At 69.6% G+C, this 13,277-nt stretch carries 14 protein-coding genes, 1 tRNA gene, 2 pseudogenes and 1 riboswitch; of the genes and pseudogenes, 5 read left to right on the top strand and 12 right to left on the bottom strand.

Annotation, left to right across the window (positions count from 1 at the left end; all coding sequences use genetic code 11):
* Positions 1-173: pseudogene (locus tag A5643_RS17765) on the top strand (arabinofuranosyltransferase); the annotation flags it as partial.
* A gap of 130 nt (positions 174-303) precedes the next feature.
* Here A5643_RS17765 and A5643_RS09595 read toward each other — a convergent pair.
* The 3 genes and pseudogenes from A5643_RS09595 to dprE1 all read right to left on the bottom strand — a co-directional run.
* A pseudogene (locus A5643_RS09595) lies at positions 304-1,005 on the bottom strand (arabinofuranosyltransferase); the annotation flags it as partial.
* Between the two features lie 2 nt (positions 1,006-1,007).
* On the bottom strand, positions 1,008-1,772 hold the full coding sequence (gene dprE2 / locus A5643_RS09590; RefSeq protein WP_066854246.1) for a decaprenylphospho-beta-D-erythro-pentofuranosid-2-ulose 2-reductase: 765 nt from the start codon (positions 1,770-1,772) through the stop codon (positions 1,008-1,010).
* A complete protein-coding gene (gene dprE1, locus A5643_RS09585) occupies positions 1,773-3,146 on the bottom strand; it encodes a decaprenylphosphoryl-beta-D-ribose oxidase (protein WP_066854244.1) in 1,374 nt (457 codons plus the stop codon).
* An 84-nt stretch (positions 3,147-3,230) separates the two neighbouring features.
* Here dprE1 and A5643_RS09580 point away from each other — a divergent pair, with 84 nt between their 5' ends.
* Complete coding sequence (locus A5643_RS09580; RefSeq protein ID WP_066854243.1) at positions 3,231-3,821, top strand: sensor domain-containing protein; 591 nt, start codon at positions 3,231-3,233, stop codon at positions 3,819-3,821.
* 1 nt (position 3,822) lies between these two features.
* On the opposite strand, the gene A5643_RS09575 is transcribed toward A5643_RS09580, so the two are convergent.
* Positions 3,823-4,236, bottom strand: a complete 414-nt coding sequence (locus A5643_RS09575; RefSeq protein WP_156628712.1) for a GtrA family protein — start codon at positions 4,234-4,236, stop codon at positions 3,823-3,825.
* Positions 4,237-4,329: 93 nt separating this feature from the next.
* Positions 4,330-4,514, top strand: a riboswitch (M-box (ykoK) riboswitch).
* Positions 4,515-4,710: 196 nt separating this feature from the next.
* On the opposite strand from A5643_RS09575, the gene A5643_RS18435 reads away from it, so the two are divergent.
* Positions 4,711-4,887 carry a hypothetical protein gene (locus A5643_RS18435; RefSeq protein ID WP_197497694.1) on the top strand — a complete coding sequence of 59 codons (177 nt, stop codon included), beginning with the start codon at positions 4,711-4,713 and terminating at the stop codon, positions 4,885-4,887.
* Between the two features lie 67 nt (positions 4,888-4,954).
* On the opposite strand, the gene wzm is transcribed toward A5643_RS18435, so the two are convergent.
* The 4 genes from wzm to A5643_RS09550 are packed head-to-tail and all read right to left on the bottom strand — an operon-like array spanning position 4,955 to position 7,971.
* Positions 4,955-5,785 carry a galactan export ABC transporter permease subunit Wzm/RfbD gene (gene wzm, locus A5643_RS09565; RefSeq protein ID WP_066854241.1) on the bottom strand — a complete coding sequence of 277 codons (831 nt, stop codon included), beginning with the start codon at positions 5,783-5,785 and terminating at the stop codon, positions 4,955-4,957.
* On the bottom strand, positions 5,782-6,696 hold the full coding sequence (glfT1, locus tag A5643_RS09560; RefSeq protein WP_066854239.1) for a galactofuranosyltransferase GlfT1: 915 nt from the start codon (positions 6,694-6,696) through the stop codon (positions 5,782-5,784). The genes wzm and glfT1 overlap by 4 nt, the downstream gene beginning before the upstream one ends.
* On the bottom strand, positions 6,693-7,499 hold the full coding sequence (gene wzt / locus A5643_RS09555; RefSeq protein ID WP_066854237.1) for a galactan export ABC transporter ATP-binding subunit Wzt/RfbE: 807 nt from the start codon (positions 7,497-7,499) through the stop codon (positions 6,693-6,695). Before wzt ends, glfT1 begins: the two co-directional genes overlap by 4 nt.
* A gap of 10 nt (positions 7,500-7,509) precedes the next feature.
* Entirely contained in the window at positions 7,510-7,971 is a 462-nt protein-coding gene (locus A5643_RS09550) for a bacterial proteasome activator family protein (RefSeq protein ID WP_066854302.1), read from the bottom strand.
* A 268-nt stretch (positions 7,972-8,239) separates the two neighbouring features.
* On the opposite strand from A5643_RS09550, the gene A5643_RS09545 reads away from it, so the two are divergent.
* Positions 8,240-9,436 (top strand): cysteine desulfurase-like protein, encoded by a 1,197-nt coding sequence (locus A5643_RS09545; protein ID WP_066854235.1) that lies wholly within the window; start codon positions 8,240-8,242, stop codon positions 9,434-9,436.
* 383 nt (positions 9,437-9,819) lie between these two features.
* On the opposite strand, the gene A5643_RS09540 is transcribed toward A5643_RS09545, so the two are convergent.
* Positions 9,820-10,794, bottom strand: a complete 975-nt coding sequence (locus A5643_RS09540; protein WP_066854234.1) for an NAD(P)H-quinone oxidoreductase — start codon at positions 10,792-10,794, stop codon at positions 9,820-9,822.
* A 55-nt stretch (positions 10,795-10,849) separates the two neighbouring features.
* Here A5643_RS09540 and A5643_RS09535 point away from each other — a divergent pair.
* Positions 10,850-10,936: transfer RNA gene (locus A5643_RS09535), tRNA-Ser, on the top strand.
* Between the two features lie 163 nt (positions 10,937-11,099).
* On the opposite strand, the gene A5643_RS09530 is transcribed toward A5643_RS09535, so the two are convergent.
* The 3 genes from A5643_RS09530 to A5643_RS09520 form a co-directional block, all read right to left on the bottom strand.
* Positions 11,100-11,735, bottom strand: a complete 636-nt coding sequence (locus A5643_RS09530) for a hypothetical protein (RefSeq protein ID WP_156628709.1) — start codon at positions 11,733-11,735, stop codon at positions 11,100-11,102.
* Between the two features lie 123 nt (positions 11,736-11,858).
* Positions 11,859-12,482: a BRCT domain-containing protein gene (locus A5643_RS18180; RefSeq protein WP_156628708.1), complete on the bottom strand. Its 624-nt coding sequence runs from the start codon at positions 12,480-12,482 to the stop codon at positions 11,859-11,861.
* Positions 12,452-13,099, bottom strand: coding sequence for a 3'-5' exonuclease (locus A5643_RS09520; protein ID WP_082948855.1), 648 nt, complete (start codon positions 13,097-13,099; stop codon positions 12,452-12,454). Before A5643_RS09520 ends, A5643_RS18180 begins: the two co-directional genes overlap by 31 nt.
* Positions 13,100-13,277: the final 178 nt, after the last annotated feature.

The raw sequence follows: 13,277 nt of genomic DNA, 5'->3' as shown, positions 1-13,277 counted from the left end.
TACTCGAGGCCGAGCGTGAAGCTGGCTTCACGGTGGCGCCAGGAAGCGGCGGCTGGGCCGCGATCGTCGGCACCGGGATCTTCCTCGGCTTCGCCGCCACCTTCTACACCCTGCTGGTGGCATACAGCGCGTTCACCGTGGTGCTGATGGCGGTGGGTCTGGCCGCCGCCCGGTGCCGACGATCGCGGCCCAGCCGCCGCTTCCTGGCGCCACCGTGAAGCCAGCTTCACGCTCGGCCTCGAGTGGGCGCGCAGTTTCACGGTCGGCGGGGGCGGGGTGGTCGGGGTGCTCGACCTGATCGGCCCGGCCGGCGGCGCGCAGCCCCGACCAGGCCAGCACCAGCACCGGGGGCAGCAGCATGGTGATGATCGCGGCGTAGGGCTCCGGCGAGCTGTAGGCCAGGGTGACCGCGGCGGTGGCGGCGGTGACGATCAGCGCGATCTCGAAGCGGATCATCCGCTGCCAGAGCACCAGCGCGACCGCGACCGCGAGCGTGATCGACACGATGGCCCACGGCTTGTACATCTCCCAGCCGGGGGTGCCGGTGAGCGCGGCGGCCCGCCCGCCCAGCCAGAACCAGCCGGGCGGGTAGAACGGCGGCAGCCCGATGTAGGTCATGTCGCGCAGTTCGGCGCTGTCGGTGAGCCGGGTCAGGTACTCGGTGCGGAACTGCTGGTCGACGGAGATGCCGAACAGGTACAGCCGGGTCGCGCCCAGCGGCATGGCCAGGGTCACCACGGCGAAGGCCGAGGCGAACACGGCCGCGGCGAGCCGCGCGGTCCACCGTCGGCCGCGTCGCCACAGCCAGCCGGCGCCGACCAGCCCGGCCGCGCAGCCCACCTGGCCGACCGTGGTCAGCGCGTGCAACTGGTTGGACGACGGGTAGGCCGGCCATTCCACCCGGCCGATGGCCGCCAGGGCGATGACCGCGACCGCGGCGGCGACGGCGACGGCCAGCGCCATCTCGCCGACCGTCCGGCCGGCCCGATCCAGTGCGGTCCGCATGGCTAGATGGGCAGCTTGCGGAAGAGGCGCCGCGGGATGTGGCGCAGCACCATCATCACGTAGCGGAAGGCGCCCGGCGCCCACACCAGTTCCTTGCCCTTGGCCGCGGCGGTCACCGCCAGTTCGGCGACGTCCTCCTTGTCCACGGTCAGCGGCGCTTCCTTGACGTGGGCGCTCATCCGGGTGCGGACCTGCCCGGGCCGGATCACCAGCACCCGCACGCCCTCGTCGCGCAGCGCCTCGCCGAGGCCTAGGTAGAACCCGTCGAGGCCGGCCTTGGTGGAGCCGTAGACGAAGTTGGAGCGGCGCACCCGTTCCCCGGCGACGGTGCTCATCGCGATGATCTGGCCGAAGCCCTGGGCGCGCATCTTCTCGCCCAGCAGCACGCCCACCGACACCGCGGCGGTGTAGTTGATCTCGGCGATCTGCACGGCCTTGCGCTGGTTCTGCCAGAGCTCCTCGTTGTCGCCGAGCAGGCCGAACGCGACGATCGTGACGTCGACGTCGCCGCCGGAGAAGGCCCGGTCGATCACGTTGGGGTGGCTGTCGGTGTCCAGGGCGTCGAAGTCGATGACCTGCACCGACCCGGCGCCGGCGGCGAGCATCTGCTCCTTGGCGTCGTCGCGGCCCGGGTCGTCGGGCAGGCAGGCCAGGATGATGCGGGCGCGCGCGTTCTGCAGGTAGCGCGCGCAGATCGCCAGCCCGATCTCCGACGTCCCGCCGAGCAGCAGGATCGTTTGCGGGTTACCCACGGCGTCGAACACCATTTACAGCAGCTCCAAACGTCGGGCCATGTCCGAGGCGAACACCCCGTCGGGATCCACCTTGCGGCGCACCGAGATCCACTCGTCGATGCGCGGGTACATGGCGTGGAAGGTCTCGGCGGTGGTGCGCGAGTCCTTGGCGGTGTAGAGCCGGCCGCCGAACTCGAGCACCCGCCGGTCGAGGTCGGTGAGGAACTCGCTCAGACCGGCCTTGATCGGGAAGTCCACGCAGATGTTCCAGCCGGCCATCGGAAAACTCAGCGGCGCTTCGTTTCCCGGACCGAACAGTTTGAACACGTTGAGGAAGGAGTAGTGCCCGCTGGCCTGGATGTCGTAGATGATCGCCTTGAATTCCTCGACGGCGTCGGTGGGCACCACGAACTGGTACTGGGCGAATCCGGCGGAGCCGTAGGCGCGGTTCCATTCCCCGAACATGTCCAGCGGGTGGTAGAACTGCGTGAGGTTCTGGATCTTGCCGCGGTAGGTGCCGGACTTGCGGTACCACAGCTCGCCGATCGGCCCGAACGTGAACTTGTTGGCCAGACCGTTGGGGAAGACGTCCGGCAGTGTGAGCAGTTGCGGCGCATCGAATTTCAGCGGGTTCTTCTGCAGTTTCGCGGGCAGCTGGTCCAGGGTGGCCAGCGAGCCGCGGGAGACCGCGGCCCGGCCCACCTTCGGCGGGGCGCTGATCGAGTCGAACCACGCCGACGAGTAGGTGTAGTCGGCTTCGCTGCCGTCGCTGTGCAGGGCGATGGTCTCGTCCAGGGTGGCGGTCACATCGCCGTCGGCGATGAAGTAGGCCGTCTCGGTGGGGGTCATCGCGATCGTGGCGCGCAGGATGATGCCGGTCAGCCCGTTGCCGCCGACGGTAGCCCAGAACAGCTCGGCGTCCGCGCCGTCGGGGGTCAGGGTGCGGACCCGGCCGTCGGCGGTGAGCAGGTCCATCGAGCGCACGTGGTTGCCGAAGCTGCCCGCGCTGTGGTGGTTCTTGCCGTGGATGTCGCAGCCGATCGCCCCGCCCACGGTGACCTGGCGGGTGCCCGGCAGCACCGGCACCCACAACCCGAACGGCAAGGCGGCGCGCATCAACTGGTCCAGGCTCACTCCGCCGTCCACGTCGGCGCAGCCGGTGCCGGCGTCGATGGAGTGGATGCGGTTCAGCGCGGTCATGTCGATGACCAGGCCGCCGCCGTTCTGGGCGTTGTCGCCGTAGGAGCGGCCCAGCCCGCGGGCGATCACGCCGCGGGGGTCGCCGCCGTCGGCGACGCGGGCCACCGCCTCGACGATGACCTCGGGATCGCTGGCGGTCAGCACCTTCGCCACCGTCGGCGCGGTGCGGCCCCAGCCGCTGAGCGGCTTGCTGGTGGTCGCGAACATCGAGAAAGAGGGTACCGCCCGCGCCGAGACACCCCGTGCAGCCGACCGCGATCGTTACAGTTGGGACCAGCGGGGTGATGGGGAATGGGTGCGATCCGGACGGCGGTGCTGGCGGCCTGCTGCGCGGTGTTGGCCACCGCGGCCCCGGCCGGCGCCGACCCACCCGCCGACCCGGTGAGCGTGGACGAGGTCAACGGCATCGTCGGGGCGCCCGGCGGGCTGCTGCAGCCGCGCGCCCAGCGCGGCGAGCCGGGCGTCACCGACCCGGCCGCTCCCGGCTCGTGCTGGTCGGTCTCCGACGAACGCGCGGTCTTCGGCGCGGACTGGGTGCGGTTTGACGCCGTCGATTACGGCGCGGCCATCGCGGTGACCCGGGGCGGGAAGGGTTTTCCCACCGTCACGCAGGCCGTCGCCGCCTACCCGGGCGCCGATGCGGCCCGCGCGGTCTTCGACCGGCTCGGCCCGGCGCTGGCCGACTGCGCGGCCGGGCACGTCGACGGCTACGAGTTCGACATCGAGCGTCCGGACCCGGCGACGCTGGCCCTGCGCTTCGCCGACCCGGTGCGGGCGACGGTGGTCTACCGGCTGCGGGCGGCGACGCTGAGCCGGGTCTCGGTGTTGGCGCTGGACGACTCGGCGCGGATCGCGACGCAGATCAGCGACCGGATCGGTTGATTCAGGGCACCCGGAAGATCAGCACGCGCTGCACGACGAAGTTGATCACCGTCGCGGTGCCCTGGGCGATGACGAACGCCAGCGGCACCCGCCAGGAGTGCTCGGCCAGCAGGTTGTAGAACACGAAGTTGATGCCCACCTGCACGCTGTAGGTGATCGCGTAGAGCAGGCACACCGCCAGGAACCGCGCCGTGCTCGGCGGCGCCTGGAAGGTCCAGCGGCGGTTGATCAGGTAGGCGGTGGCGGTGCCGGCGACGAAGCTCAACGACTTGGCGAGGTTGACGTGCAGGCCCAGGGCCAGGAACGCCAGATACAGCCCGAAGTCGACGACCGCGGAGAACCCGCCGGTGATGACGAAACGCCAAACCTGGGTCGCCAGGCTCAGGCGTGGCGGCAACGGGGCGATCTCGGCCATCGGCGGAAGTTTACGTCTTTACCGCATCGATACCGGATCGTAGTGGCCCCCGCTCATTGACATTAGGCCTCTGACGTGCGATTATGTCGTTCGTAGGCACCTCGTTAGGTGAGGCTTCTGCAGGGACACAGGCCACTGACCTCGAACGTCGAAAGACGCCCCGGGTCAGGACAGCTCCTCCCGGGTTAAGGGTTGAGCCCAAGTGGCTTCCGGACGGTTCTATCAGGACCGGTCGGATACGCCCGGTAGTGCCGAAACTCTGACGAGTGGGGTGCGTCGTCCTCCCCTTTGTGTCGCCGTTGCAGCGCTGACGCCCGCGTGTGTCTTGGCCAGAAGGAGGTGAGGGCGAGAGATGAGTTTGTGTGACGGTCCGCTTCCGTATTCGGCTTCCGTATTGCCCGCCCCCGGCCTCGGCGCGTTTGTGTGAGACCCGATGCCGCCGGGTAGGCCTTGATTCTCGGTCAGGAGAAGATCATGGCTTTCGTTCGTAGCACCCGCATCCCCGCTTTCCGCGCCGCCCGCCGCCTGTGGGCCCGGCGCAACATGACCCCGCAGCAGCGCGCCAACATCTACGCGCGTTCGACCGCGCCCGCGGTGATCACCGCGTCGCTGGGCGGCCACGTCCACCGTGCCGCCGCCCGCTGCTGGTGATTCCGGTCCGCGCTCGCCGGCCGGGGTGGTGCCTCAACTCGGGGCGCCGGCCCCGGTCGCGCGGCGGCTACACCCAGTAGGGCACCCGGGCGCGGTATTGGCGCATCGCGATCGCCGCGACCGTCCAGCCGACCACGGTCAGCACCAGCACGACCACCCAGTGCCGCAGCTGCTGGTCGGCGCCGAGCAGCGGGGCCCGCACGATGTCCAGGTAGTGCATCAGCGGATTGAGTTCGACGATCTTCGCCCAGCCCTGCGCGTTCTGCTGCTGCAGGGTTTTGTCGTTCCAGATGATCGGGGTCATGAAGAACAGCAGCTGCACGATGCTGGCCAGCAGCGGCCCGATGTCGCGGTAGCGGGTGGCCAGGATGCCGAAGCACAGCGCCACCCAGACGCAGTTGAGCACGATCAGCACCATCGCCGGGATGACCGCCAGATCCGGCCACGTCCACGGCTTGGGATAGATGAACGCGATCACCACGTAGATGATGATGTTGTGGCCGAACAGGATCAGCTGCCGCCACACCAGCCGGTAGACGTGCACTGACAGCGGGGTGGGCAGCTGTTTGATCAGTCCCTCGTTGGCGACGAACACGTCGGCGCCCTCGAGGATGGCCGCGTTGAGCAGGTTCCACACGATCAGCCCGAGCGTCACGTACGGCAGGTGCTCGGCGAGGTCCAGTTTGAACAGCTTCGAGTACAGCCCGCCCATCGCGACCGCGGTGGTGCCGGTGGCGATGGTGATCCAGAACGGGCCGAGCACGCTGCGCCGGTAGCGCTGCTTGATGTCCTGCCAGCCCAGGTGCAGCCAGAGCTCGTGGCGGTGGAACCCCTCGATCAGGTCCTGGCCGGCGCGGGCCAGCGTTTTCGAACCGCTGGCGGCATCGGTGGTGGTCATCGCTGCTCCCTGGGTACTTGGGGCCGACGGAACCGTTCCCGCCGGCCCAGCCGGCGGAGCCGCCACCACTCCCGCAGCCCGGTCGGGTCGCGGCGGGCGACCACGAAGAACCAGCCGAACCGCAGCCACTCCTGCACGATCAGCTTGCGCAGGCCGGGCTGGGCCAGCAGGTAGCCGCGGTTGCGGTAGGTGAAGAACCGTTTCGTCGGGTCGTCGGGGTATTGGGCGTGCATCCGGCCGCCGAGGATCGGTTTGAACTCGTCGGTGCCGCAGGGATGCAAATAGCTCGCGGTCAGGCAGGTGCCGAAGGGCAGCCCGGACCGCGCCAGCCGGCGGTGCACCTCGACTTCGTCGCCGCGGACGAACAGCCGCAGGTCGGGCACGCCGACCGCCTCGATGGTCGCCGCGGCGAACAGCGCGCCGTTGAACAGCGAGGCGATCCCGGGCAGCAGATCGGTGTCGGTGTCGCGGAGTTCGTGGGTGAAGCGGCGCCACACCAGCCCGCGGCGCAGCGGGAACGCCAGCCGGGCCGGGTCGTCGATGTTGCACACCATCGGCGAGACCGCCGCCAGTCGGTGCGCGTGGGCGCAGGCCAGCAGGGTGGCCAGCACGGCGGTGTCGGCGGGCCGGCCGTCGTCGTCGGCCAGCCACACCCAGTCGGCGCCGGCGGCCAGCGCGTGCAGCATGCCCAGCGCGAACCCGCCGCCGCCGCCGAGGTTGCGGCGTGACCCCAGGTAGGTGGTCGGGACGGGTTGGTCGGCGACCAGCGCGGCGACCTGCGGGTCGTCGTCGTTGTCGACCACGATCAGGTGGTCGGGGGTGCGGGTCTGGGCGGTCAGCGCCGCCAGCGAACGGGCGAGCGAGTCACGGCGACGGTGGGTGACCACGACGGCGTACACCGATTCGGTCACGACGTGTCACCGACGGATTCGGCCTCGTCGAGCACCTCGCGCACGGTGCGCGCCGCGTCCTCACCCTCGTAGGCGCGCACCACCTCCTCGATCCCACCGGTCATCTTGATGGTCCCGTGGTCGATCCACATCGCCGTCTTGCACAGCCGGGCCAGGAACTCGTTGGAGTGGCTGGCGAACACCAGGATCCCCGACCGGGCGACCAGCGCCTGCAGCCGCGACTGCGCCTTCTTCAAGAACTCGGCGTCCACCGCGCCGATGCCCTCGTCAAGCAGCAGAATCTCCGGGTCGATGCTGGTGACCACGCCCATGGCCAGCCGCACCCGCATCCCGGTGGAGTAGGTGCGCAGCGGCATCGACAGGTAGTCGCCGAGCTCGGTGAACTCGGCGATCTCGTCGACCTTGGCGGCCATCTGTTTGCGGGTCTGCCCGAGGAACAGCCCCCGGATGATGATGTTCTCGTAGCCGGAGATCTCCGGGTCCATGCCCACGCCGAGGTCGAACACCGGGGCGACCCGGCCGGTGACGGTCGCGCTGCCGCGGGTCGGTTCGTAGATGCCCGACAGCAGCCGCAGCAGGGTCGACTTGCCGGCACCGTTGTGGCCGACCAACCCGACCCGGTCGCCCATCTTCAGCGACAGGGTGATGTCGCGCAGCGCCTCGACCACCACCACGTTCGACGCGTTGCGTCCGATCGCCCCACCCGCCTTGCCCAGGAAAGCCTTTTTCAGCGAGCGGGACTTGGCGTCGAAGATGGGGAACTCCACCCACGCCTCGTGGGTATCGATCCGGGGTTCGGTCACCGTCGACCCTTCACAGGTACTGCCCGGTGCCCGGGTGCCCGGGCGTGCCGGTCTGCAGCCCGGGCGGCAACGCGCCCTGGCGCATCTTCTCCAGTTGGGCGCGGGCGGCCATCTGCTGGGCGAACAGCGCGGTCTGGATGCCGTGGAACAGCCCTTCCAGCCAGCCGACCAGCTGCGCCTGGGCGATGCGCAGCTCCGATTCGGAAGGCACCGCGTCCTCGTTGAACGGCAGGGTGATCCGGTCGAGTTCCTCCCGCAATTCAGGGGCCAGCCCCTCTTCGAGCTCGCGGATGCTGGTGGCGTGGATCTCGCGCAGCCGGGAGCGGCTGGCCTCGTCCAGCGGGGCGGCGCGCACCTCGTCGAGCAGCTGCTTGATCATGGTCCCGATGCGCATCACCTTGGCGGGCTGTTCCACCAGGTCGGTCAGCGACCGGTCGTCGGAGCCGGACTCGTCGGCGTCCGGCGCACCCATGCCGCCGATGATCTCGATGCCGTCGTCGCCGCTAGTCACCGGTCCGGCCCTCCTGTTCTCGACGTCGTCGTCCCCTTCGTGTGCCCCGAGAGTAGTCCGTTAACCAGCCCGATTCGGACCGCCCGGGGGCGGTTTGCGGGGCCTCGGCTTGTGGGGCGTGCTGCAGTAGTATTACCGGCCAGGCAGCTCGCGATCGGGGCGGGCGTTAAGTGTCGTCGCTGCCGTCTGTGGGTTTTGCGGATTTCGACGGTTGCTTAAGGTGGCTGACATGGCATATGACGTCGCCCGGGTGCGCGGATTGCACCCGTCGTTCGGCGACGGCTGGGTGTACTTCGACGCCCCCTCCGGGATGCCGGTTCCGGATTCGGTCGCCACCACCGTCTCCACCGCCTTCCGCGGGTCCAAACCGGACGCGGCCGGCCCGCATCCTGCGTCGCGGCGCAGCGCCGCGGTGCTCGACGCCGCCCGGCACGCGGTGGCCGACCTGGTCAACGCCGACCCGCGCGGTGTGGTGCTGGGCGCGGACCGGGCGGTGCTGCTGTCGTCCCTGGCGGAGGCGGCTTCGTCGCGGGCGGGGCTGGGCTACGAGGTGGTGGTCACCCGCCTCGACGACGAGGCCAACATCGCGCCGTGGCTGCGCTCCGCCCACCGCTACGGCGCCAAGGTGCAGTGGGCCGAGGTCGACATCGAGACCGGCGAGCTGCCCAGCTGGCAGTGGGACAACCTGATCAACAAGGCGACCCGGCTGGTGGCGATCACCTCGGCGTCGGGGACGCTGGGCACGGTCACCGACCTGCGGGCGGTCACCAAGCTGGCGCACAGTGTGGGTGCGCTGGTGGTCGTCGACCACTCCGCGGCCGCCCCCTACCGGCTGATCGACATCGACGACATCGACGCGGACGTGGTCGCGCTCAACGCGGTCGCCTGGGGAGGGCCGCCCATCGGCGCCCTGGTCTTCCGGGATCCCGCGCTGATCAACACGTTCGGTGCGGTCTCGCCGGACCCCTACGCCACCGGTCCGGCCCGGCTCGAACTCGGCGTCCACCAGTACGGGCTGCTGGCCGGTGTGGTGACCAGCGTCGAGTACCTGGCCGCCCTCGATGAGTCGGCCCGCGGTACCCGCCGGGAGCGGCTGACGGTGTCCATGCATGCCGCCGGTGCGTACCTGGAGCGGCTTTTCGACTATCTGCTCGCGTCGCTGCGGTCCCTGCCGTTGGTGATGACGATCGGCCGGCCGGACCTGCGGATCCCGGTGGTCAGTTTCGCGGTGCGCGACGTTCCCGCCGAGCGGGTGGTGCAGCGGCTGGCCGACAACGGGGTATTGGCGGTGCGCGACCCGGCGTCGCGGGTGATGGAGGCGATCGGGGTCAACGACATCGGCGGCGCGGTGACCGTCGGGTTGGGGCACTACTCCACGACCGCCGAGGTCGACCAGCTGGTACGGGCGCTGGCCTCGCTGGGCTGAGTGCGCGCCTGCGTGCGCCTGCGCCTCGCGCCGCCCCGCCTCGCCCCGCCTCCGCCGGGGCGCCTCGCCGCGCCTCGCCTCGCGCCGCCGGTACGCATCGCCTCGCCCCGCGAGAGCGAAGATATGCAGAAAAAGTGCGAGAAGCGCCCTGCATGGTTTCTACCTCGCGGCGCGGGGGCGACACAGGGGGGCGCGGACCGCGAGTCGGCCACGCCGCGACCTCATCGAACTTGAGTCGCGGGCGCGTCGATGACGACCGGCGCGGGATCGAGCGGCAGTGTTGCGTACGGCCTGGCCCGGTACCGGCCGAGGCTCCGTGTCCGCGCTGGCCATCAGCGGATTCTCCGAGATTTGCTGCACACTCGGCGAGGCGCGGGCCAGGTCTAGTCGATGGTCAACACGACCTTGCCGGTGACCTCCCCGTCCGCCAGCAGCCGGTGCGCTTCGCCGGCCTGCTCGACGGGCAGCCGCGCGCCGATGATCGGGCGCACCCGGCCGTCGGCGAGCATCGGCCACACCGAGGCGCGCACCGCGTCGATGATCGCGGCTTTGCCGGACGGGCCGGTCACAGGGCGGCCGCGCAGTGCGGTACCGATGACGCGGGCACGTTTGCCGATCAGCTTGCCCAGGTTGAGTTCGCCCTTCACCCCGCCCTGCATCCCGATCACCACCAGCCGGCCATCGGCGGCCAACGCGTCGAGGTTCCGATCGAGGTAGGCGGCACCGATGATGTCGAGGATGACGTCGGCGCCGCCGGCGGCCTCCCGCAGCACGGCGACGAAGTCGTCCTCGCGGTAGTTGACGGTGATGTCGGCGCCCAGGTCCCGGCAGAACGCCAGCTTCTGCGCCGAGCCGGCGGTGACCGCGACGCGTGCACCGAGCGCGTGCGCCACCTGCACGGCGTGGCTGCCCACGCCGCTCGCTCCGCCGTGCACCAGCAGCACCTGGTCGCGGTCGAGGCCCGCGGCCATCACCAGGTTCGACCACACGGTGCAGGCCACCTCCGGCAGGCCGGCCGCGTCCACCGGGTCGATCCCGTCGGGGATCGGCAGCAACTGTGCCGCCGGCACCGCCACGGACTCGGCGTAACCGCCGCCGGTGAGCAGCGCACACACCGGCTGCCCGACCTGCCACCCGTCGACGCCGTCGCCGAGTTCGGCGATCTCTCCGGACACCTCGAGGCCCAGGATGTCGCTGGCCCCAGGCGGGGGCGGATAATGGCCCGCGGCCTGCAGCAGGTCGGCGCGGTTGACTCCGGCGGCGCGCACCCGCAGCACCACCTCGCCCGGGCCGGGGCGCGGAGCGCTCACCGCACGCCACGCCAGTTGGTCAGAGGATTCGACGACGATGGCACGCATGCCCCAACGCTACTGGCCGACGCTCCAGACCGAGGCCCCCGTTACGCTGGTCGGCGGTGGCGTGGCAGAGCGGCCTAATGCACTCGCCTTGAAAGCGAGAGGTGGGTAAAACCATCCGGGGGTTCAAATCCCTCCGCCACCGCTGTCGCGAGGTGGTTTTCGGAGCTCGTATCCAGCGCCGGGATTTGGGTGCCCGTCTTGTCACAGGGGCCGCAGGGCCTCGCACTTCGGTGGGCGCTCCGCGTGGCTTGGCGCCCTGGCTACGGCAGGACGGGCGGGGGCGACCGCAACTGATGCGCCCGGAATCAGGCGTTGGGCAGTTGATCCGCCGCTTCTTGTGAGAAGGCCGCGCCCGTCCAACGGGTCAGCGGCTCCGGTTGCACCAGCTCGGCGAACGCCGGCGGGAACTGGGCGAGCGACGGGTCATCAAGGCCAGGCGGCATGGCCCCAGCCGGGTCGCCGGTCCTCGCGTCGACGGTACGGCGGACACGCTGGTCATCGGTCAGCAGCCAGAACCGCCACACTTTCGCGACGTAGTTGGCCACCGCAAGTGCGCGAAACTGGGGCTTGTCGCGGTCGTCGGCGACGAAGCTCGGCTTGTCCCGAGGGAAGTCGGGGGCGACGAGTTTGCGTTTGGAGGTTCGCGCCGCCGTAATCGCGTCGTCGACGCGCTTCTGGTGATCGAGCGTCTCATCGATCAGCCGGTCAAACGACGCCCGCGTCAGCGTGCGAGTAAACGGTGCCGCCGGCATTGTGCCGTCGGTAAGAACAACCGCACGATCAGAAGTGAGTGCCCAGATCTTGTAGTCATAGTGCTCGTCGTCGTGGGCGATCACGACCGCGTTCGTGTGGTTGGCGCGCGTGTCTTCTACCCGGGAGGTGAGCCAGACGGCCGTTGCGTCCGCTGATGGTTGCTTGTCGACGATTGCGAACCCGAGCACGGGGCCCTCCTCGGCATGGACCGGTGACGCCATGACATGTCGCCGGACGTGTTGACCGAGACCATTTCACATTCCCGCGACGGGTGTCGGTCTTTCGACGCGGCAGCATGCGGTTGTCGCTGCTCAACCGACGGCGTGCGGATCGCCGGCGCGCTCCAGATACTGGTGGAACAGCCGATCGAACGCCGCCTCGTTGACGATGGGGATGCCGTAGGAGCGGGCTTTGGCCGCTTTCCTACTCAAGGAATCCGGATCGGCGGCCACTACCAGCCGGGTGGATTTGGTGACTCCTCCCGAGGTGAGACCGGCGGCGACGACCGCGGCGATCCACTCGTCGCGGCCACGGTCCATGTCACCGGTGAACACCACCCGGTCCCCGGGGCGTAGCGCGAACTCCGATGTCGCCGGAGCCGATCCGGTCTGGCCGGCCGCCCAGGCCAGGGCCTCGTCAACCTGGGCGGCCGGCATCCCGAGAGATTCGGCCACGGCGTTCAAGTCCCGCCGTTCGGCTTCGGTGACCACCCCGTCGTCAAGGGCTTCAACAGCAACAGACCGCAGATAATCCAGGTGCAGCCGACGCACGGTCGCCCGGCTGAGGCCAGCGGCCTCAGCCGTCTCGAGTAGTTGCCGTCCCTCCGTGCGGGAGATCGAACGATCCAGCAACGCTCTTTCCAGCACGAGCAGGTAAGCGGCCTCGTCCTCGGGATTCCCGGGTATCAGGCAGCCTGCAGCACGGCAGGTAGCCATTCGTCGGCCACCGGTCCGGCCTGGCCGCGCAGCACCGGCGCCACCTGTGAGGTGCGTCCGTTGAATGCTGGCCACCGGTAGCCTGCGGAACGCTGCACGTCAGCCAGCCATTCCGCGACCCCGCGACATGCGGTGAGCAGATGAGCAAGCAGCTGGGCGGTGGCTCGAGCGTCGCTGATCGCTGCGTGAGCGCCGTCCAAGGGAATTCCGAGGGCTTCGCAGCAGTGTTGGAGCTTGGCGGTTCCGATCATCCGGCCCGCCCACTTCATCGAGCAGACTGCGTCGGGGCGGTCCGAGATGGCGTAGTCGGAGCGCAGCAACTCGTAGTGCAGGAACCGCATGTCGAAGGTCGCGTTGTGGGCGACAACGACCCGTCCGGTCAACCTTTCAAGCACGTGGCCACTGATGTCGGCGAAGTACGGTGCGTCCAGCAGGTCCCCGGCGGTGATTCCGTGGATGTGGCCGGCGCTGACATCGCGGTCTGGGTTAACGAGCGTGGTCCACTCGTCCTCGATGCAGCCGTTGCCGTCGGTGAGCACGATGCCGACCTCTACGACTCGGTCGGAGCGTTCAGGAACGAAACCGGTGGTCTCAAAGTCGATCACAGCAAACGACATCGCCAACTCCCCTCAGAAAGGACGCCGTTCCCAAAGACCGTAGCGGTGATAGGCACGGCGCGGCCGGTTGTTTGAGCTTTTCGTTTGCGAGCGTGAACGTTTGCCTCCTCTGTTCGTGCCGTAAGGCGGAGGAGGGCGGCCCGGCGACAAGAAGCAGTTGGCGTATCGGAGCGGCCTG

Source organism: Mycobacterium sp. 1274756.6 (assembly GCF_001668625.1).
Taxonomy (GTDB): domain Bacteria; phylum Actinomycetota; class Actinomycetes; order Mycobacteriales; family Mycobacteriaceae; genus Mycobacterium.
The sequence above is the reverse complement of the archived record's forward strand: the minus strand, read 5'-3'. Positions and strand labels throughout refer to the sequence as shown.

Bases quoted from the DNA above. Each gene is read 5' to 3' on its own strand.
- A5643_RS09520 (WP_082948855.1), bottom strand. From the start codon at position 13,099: ATGTCGTTTGCTGTGATCGACTTTGAGACCACCGGTTTCGTTCCTGAA.
- dprE1 (WP_066854244.1), bottom strand. From the start codon at position 3,146: ATGTTCGCGACCACCAGCAAGCCGCTCAGCGGCTGGGGCCGCACCGCG.
- dprE2 (WP_066854246.1), bottom strand. From the start codon at position 1,772: ATGGTGTTCGACGCCGTGGGTAACCCGCAAACGATCCTGCTGCTCGGC.
- A5643_RS09550 (WP_066854302.1), bottom strand. From the start codon at position 7,971: ATGGGTGCGCCGGACGCCGACGAGTCCGGCTCCGACGACCGGTCGCTG.
- A5643_RS09540 (WP_066854234.1), bottom strand. From the start codon at position 10,794: ATGCGTGCCATCGTCGTCGAATCCTCTGACCAACTGGCGTGGCGTGCG.
- A5643_RS09545 (WP_066854235.1), top strand. From the start codon at position 8,240: ATGGCATATGACGTCGCCCGGGTGCGCGGATTGCACCCGTCGTTCGGC.
- wzm (WP_066854241.1), bottom strand. From the start codon at position 5,785: ATGACCACCACCGATGCCGCCAGCGGTTCGAAAACGCTGGCCCGCGCC.
- A5643_RS18435 (WP_197497694.1), top strand. From the start codon at position 4,711: ATGGCTTTCGTTCGTAGCACCCGCATCCCCGCTTTCCGCGCCGCCCGC.
- A5643_RS09575 (WP_156628712.1), bottom strand. From the start codon at position 4,236: ATGGCCGAGATCGCCCCGTTGCCGCCACGCCTGAGCCTGGCGACCCAG.
- A5643_RS09580 (WP_066854243.1), top strand. From the start codon at position 3,231: ATGGGTGCGATCCGGACGGCGGTGCTGGCGGCCTGCTGCGCGGTGTTG.
- A5643_RS18180 (WP_156628708.1), bottom strand. From the start codon at position 12,482: ATGGCTACCTGCCGTGCTGCAGGCTGCCTGATACCCGGGAATCCCGAG.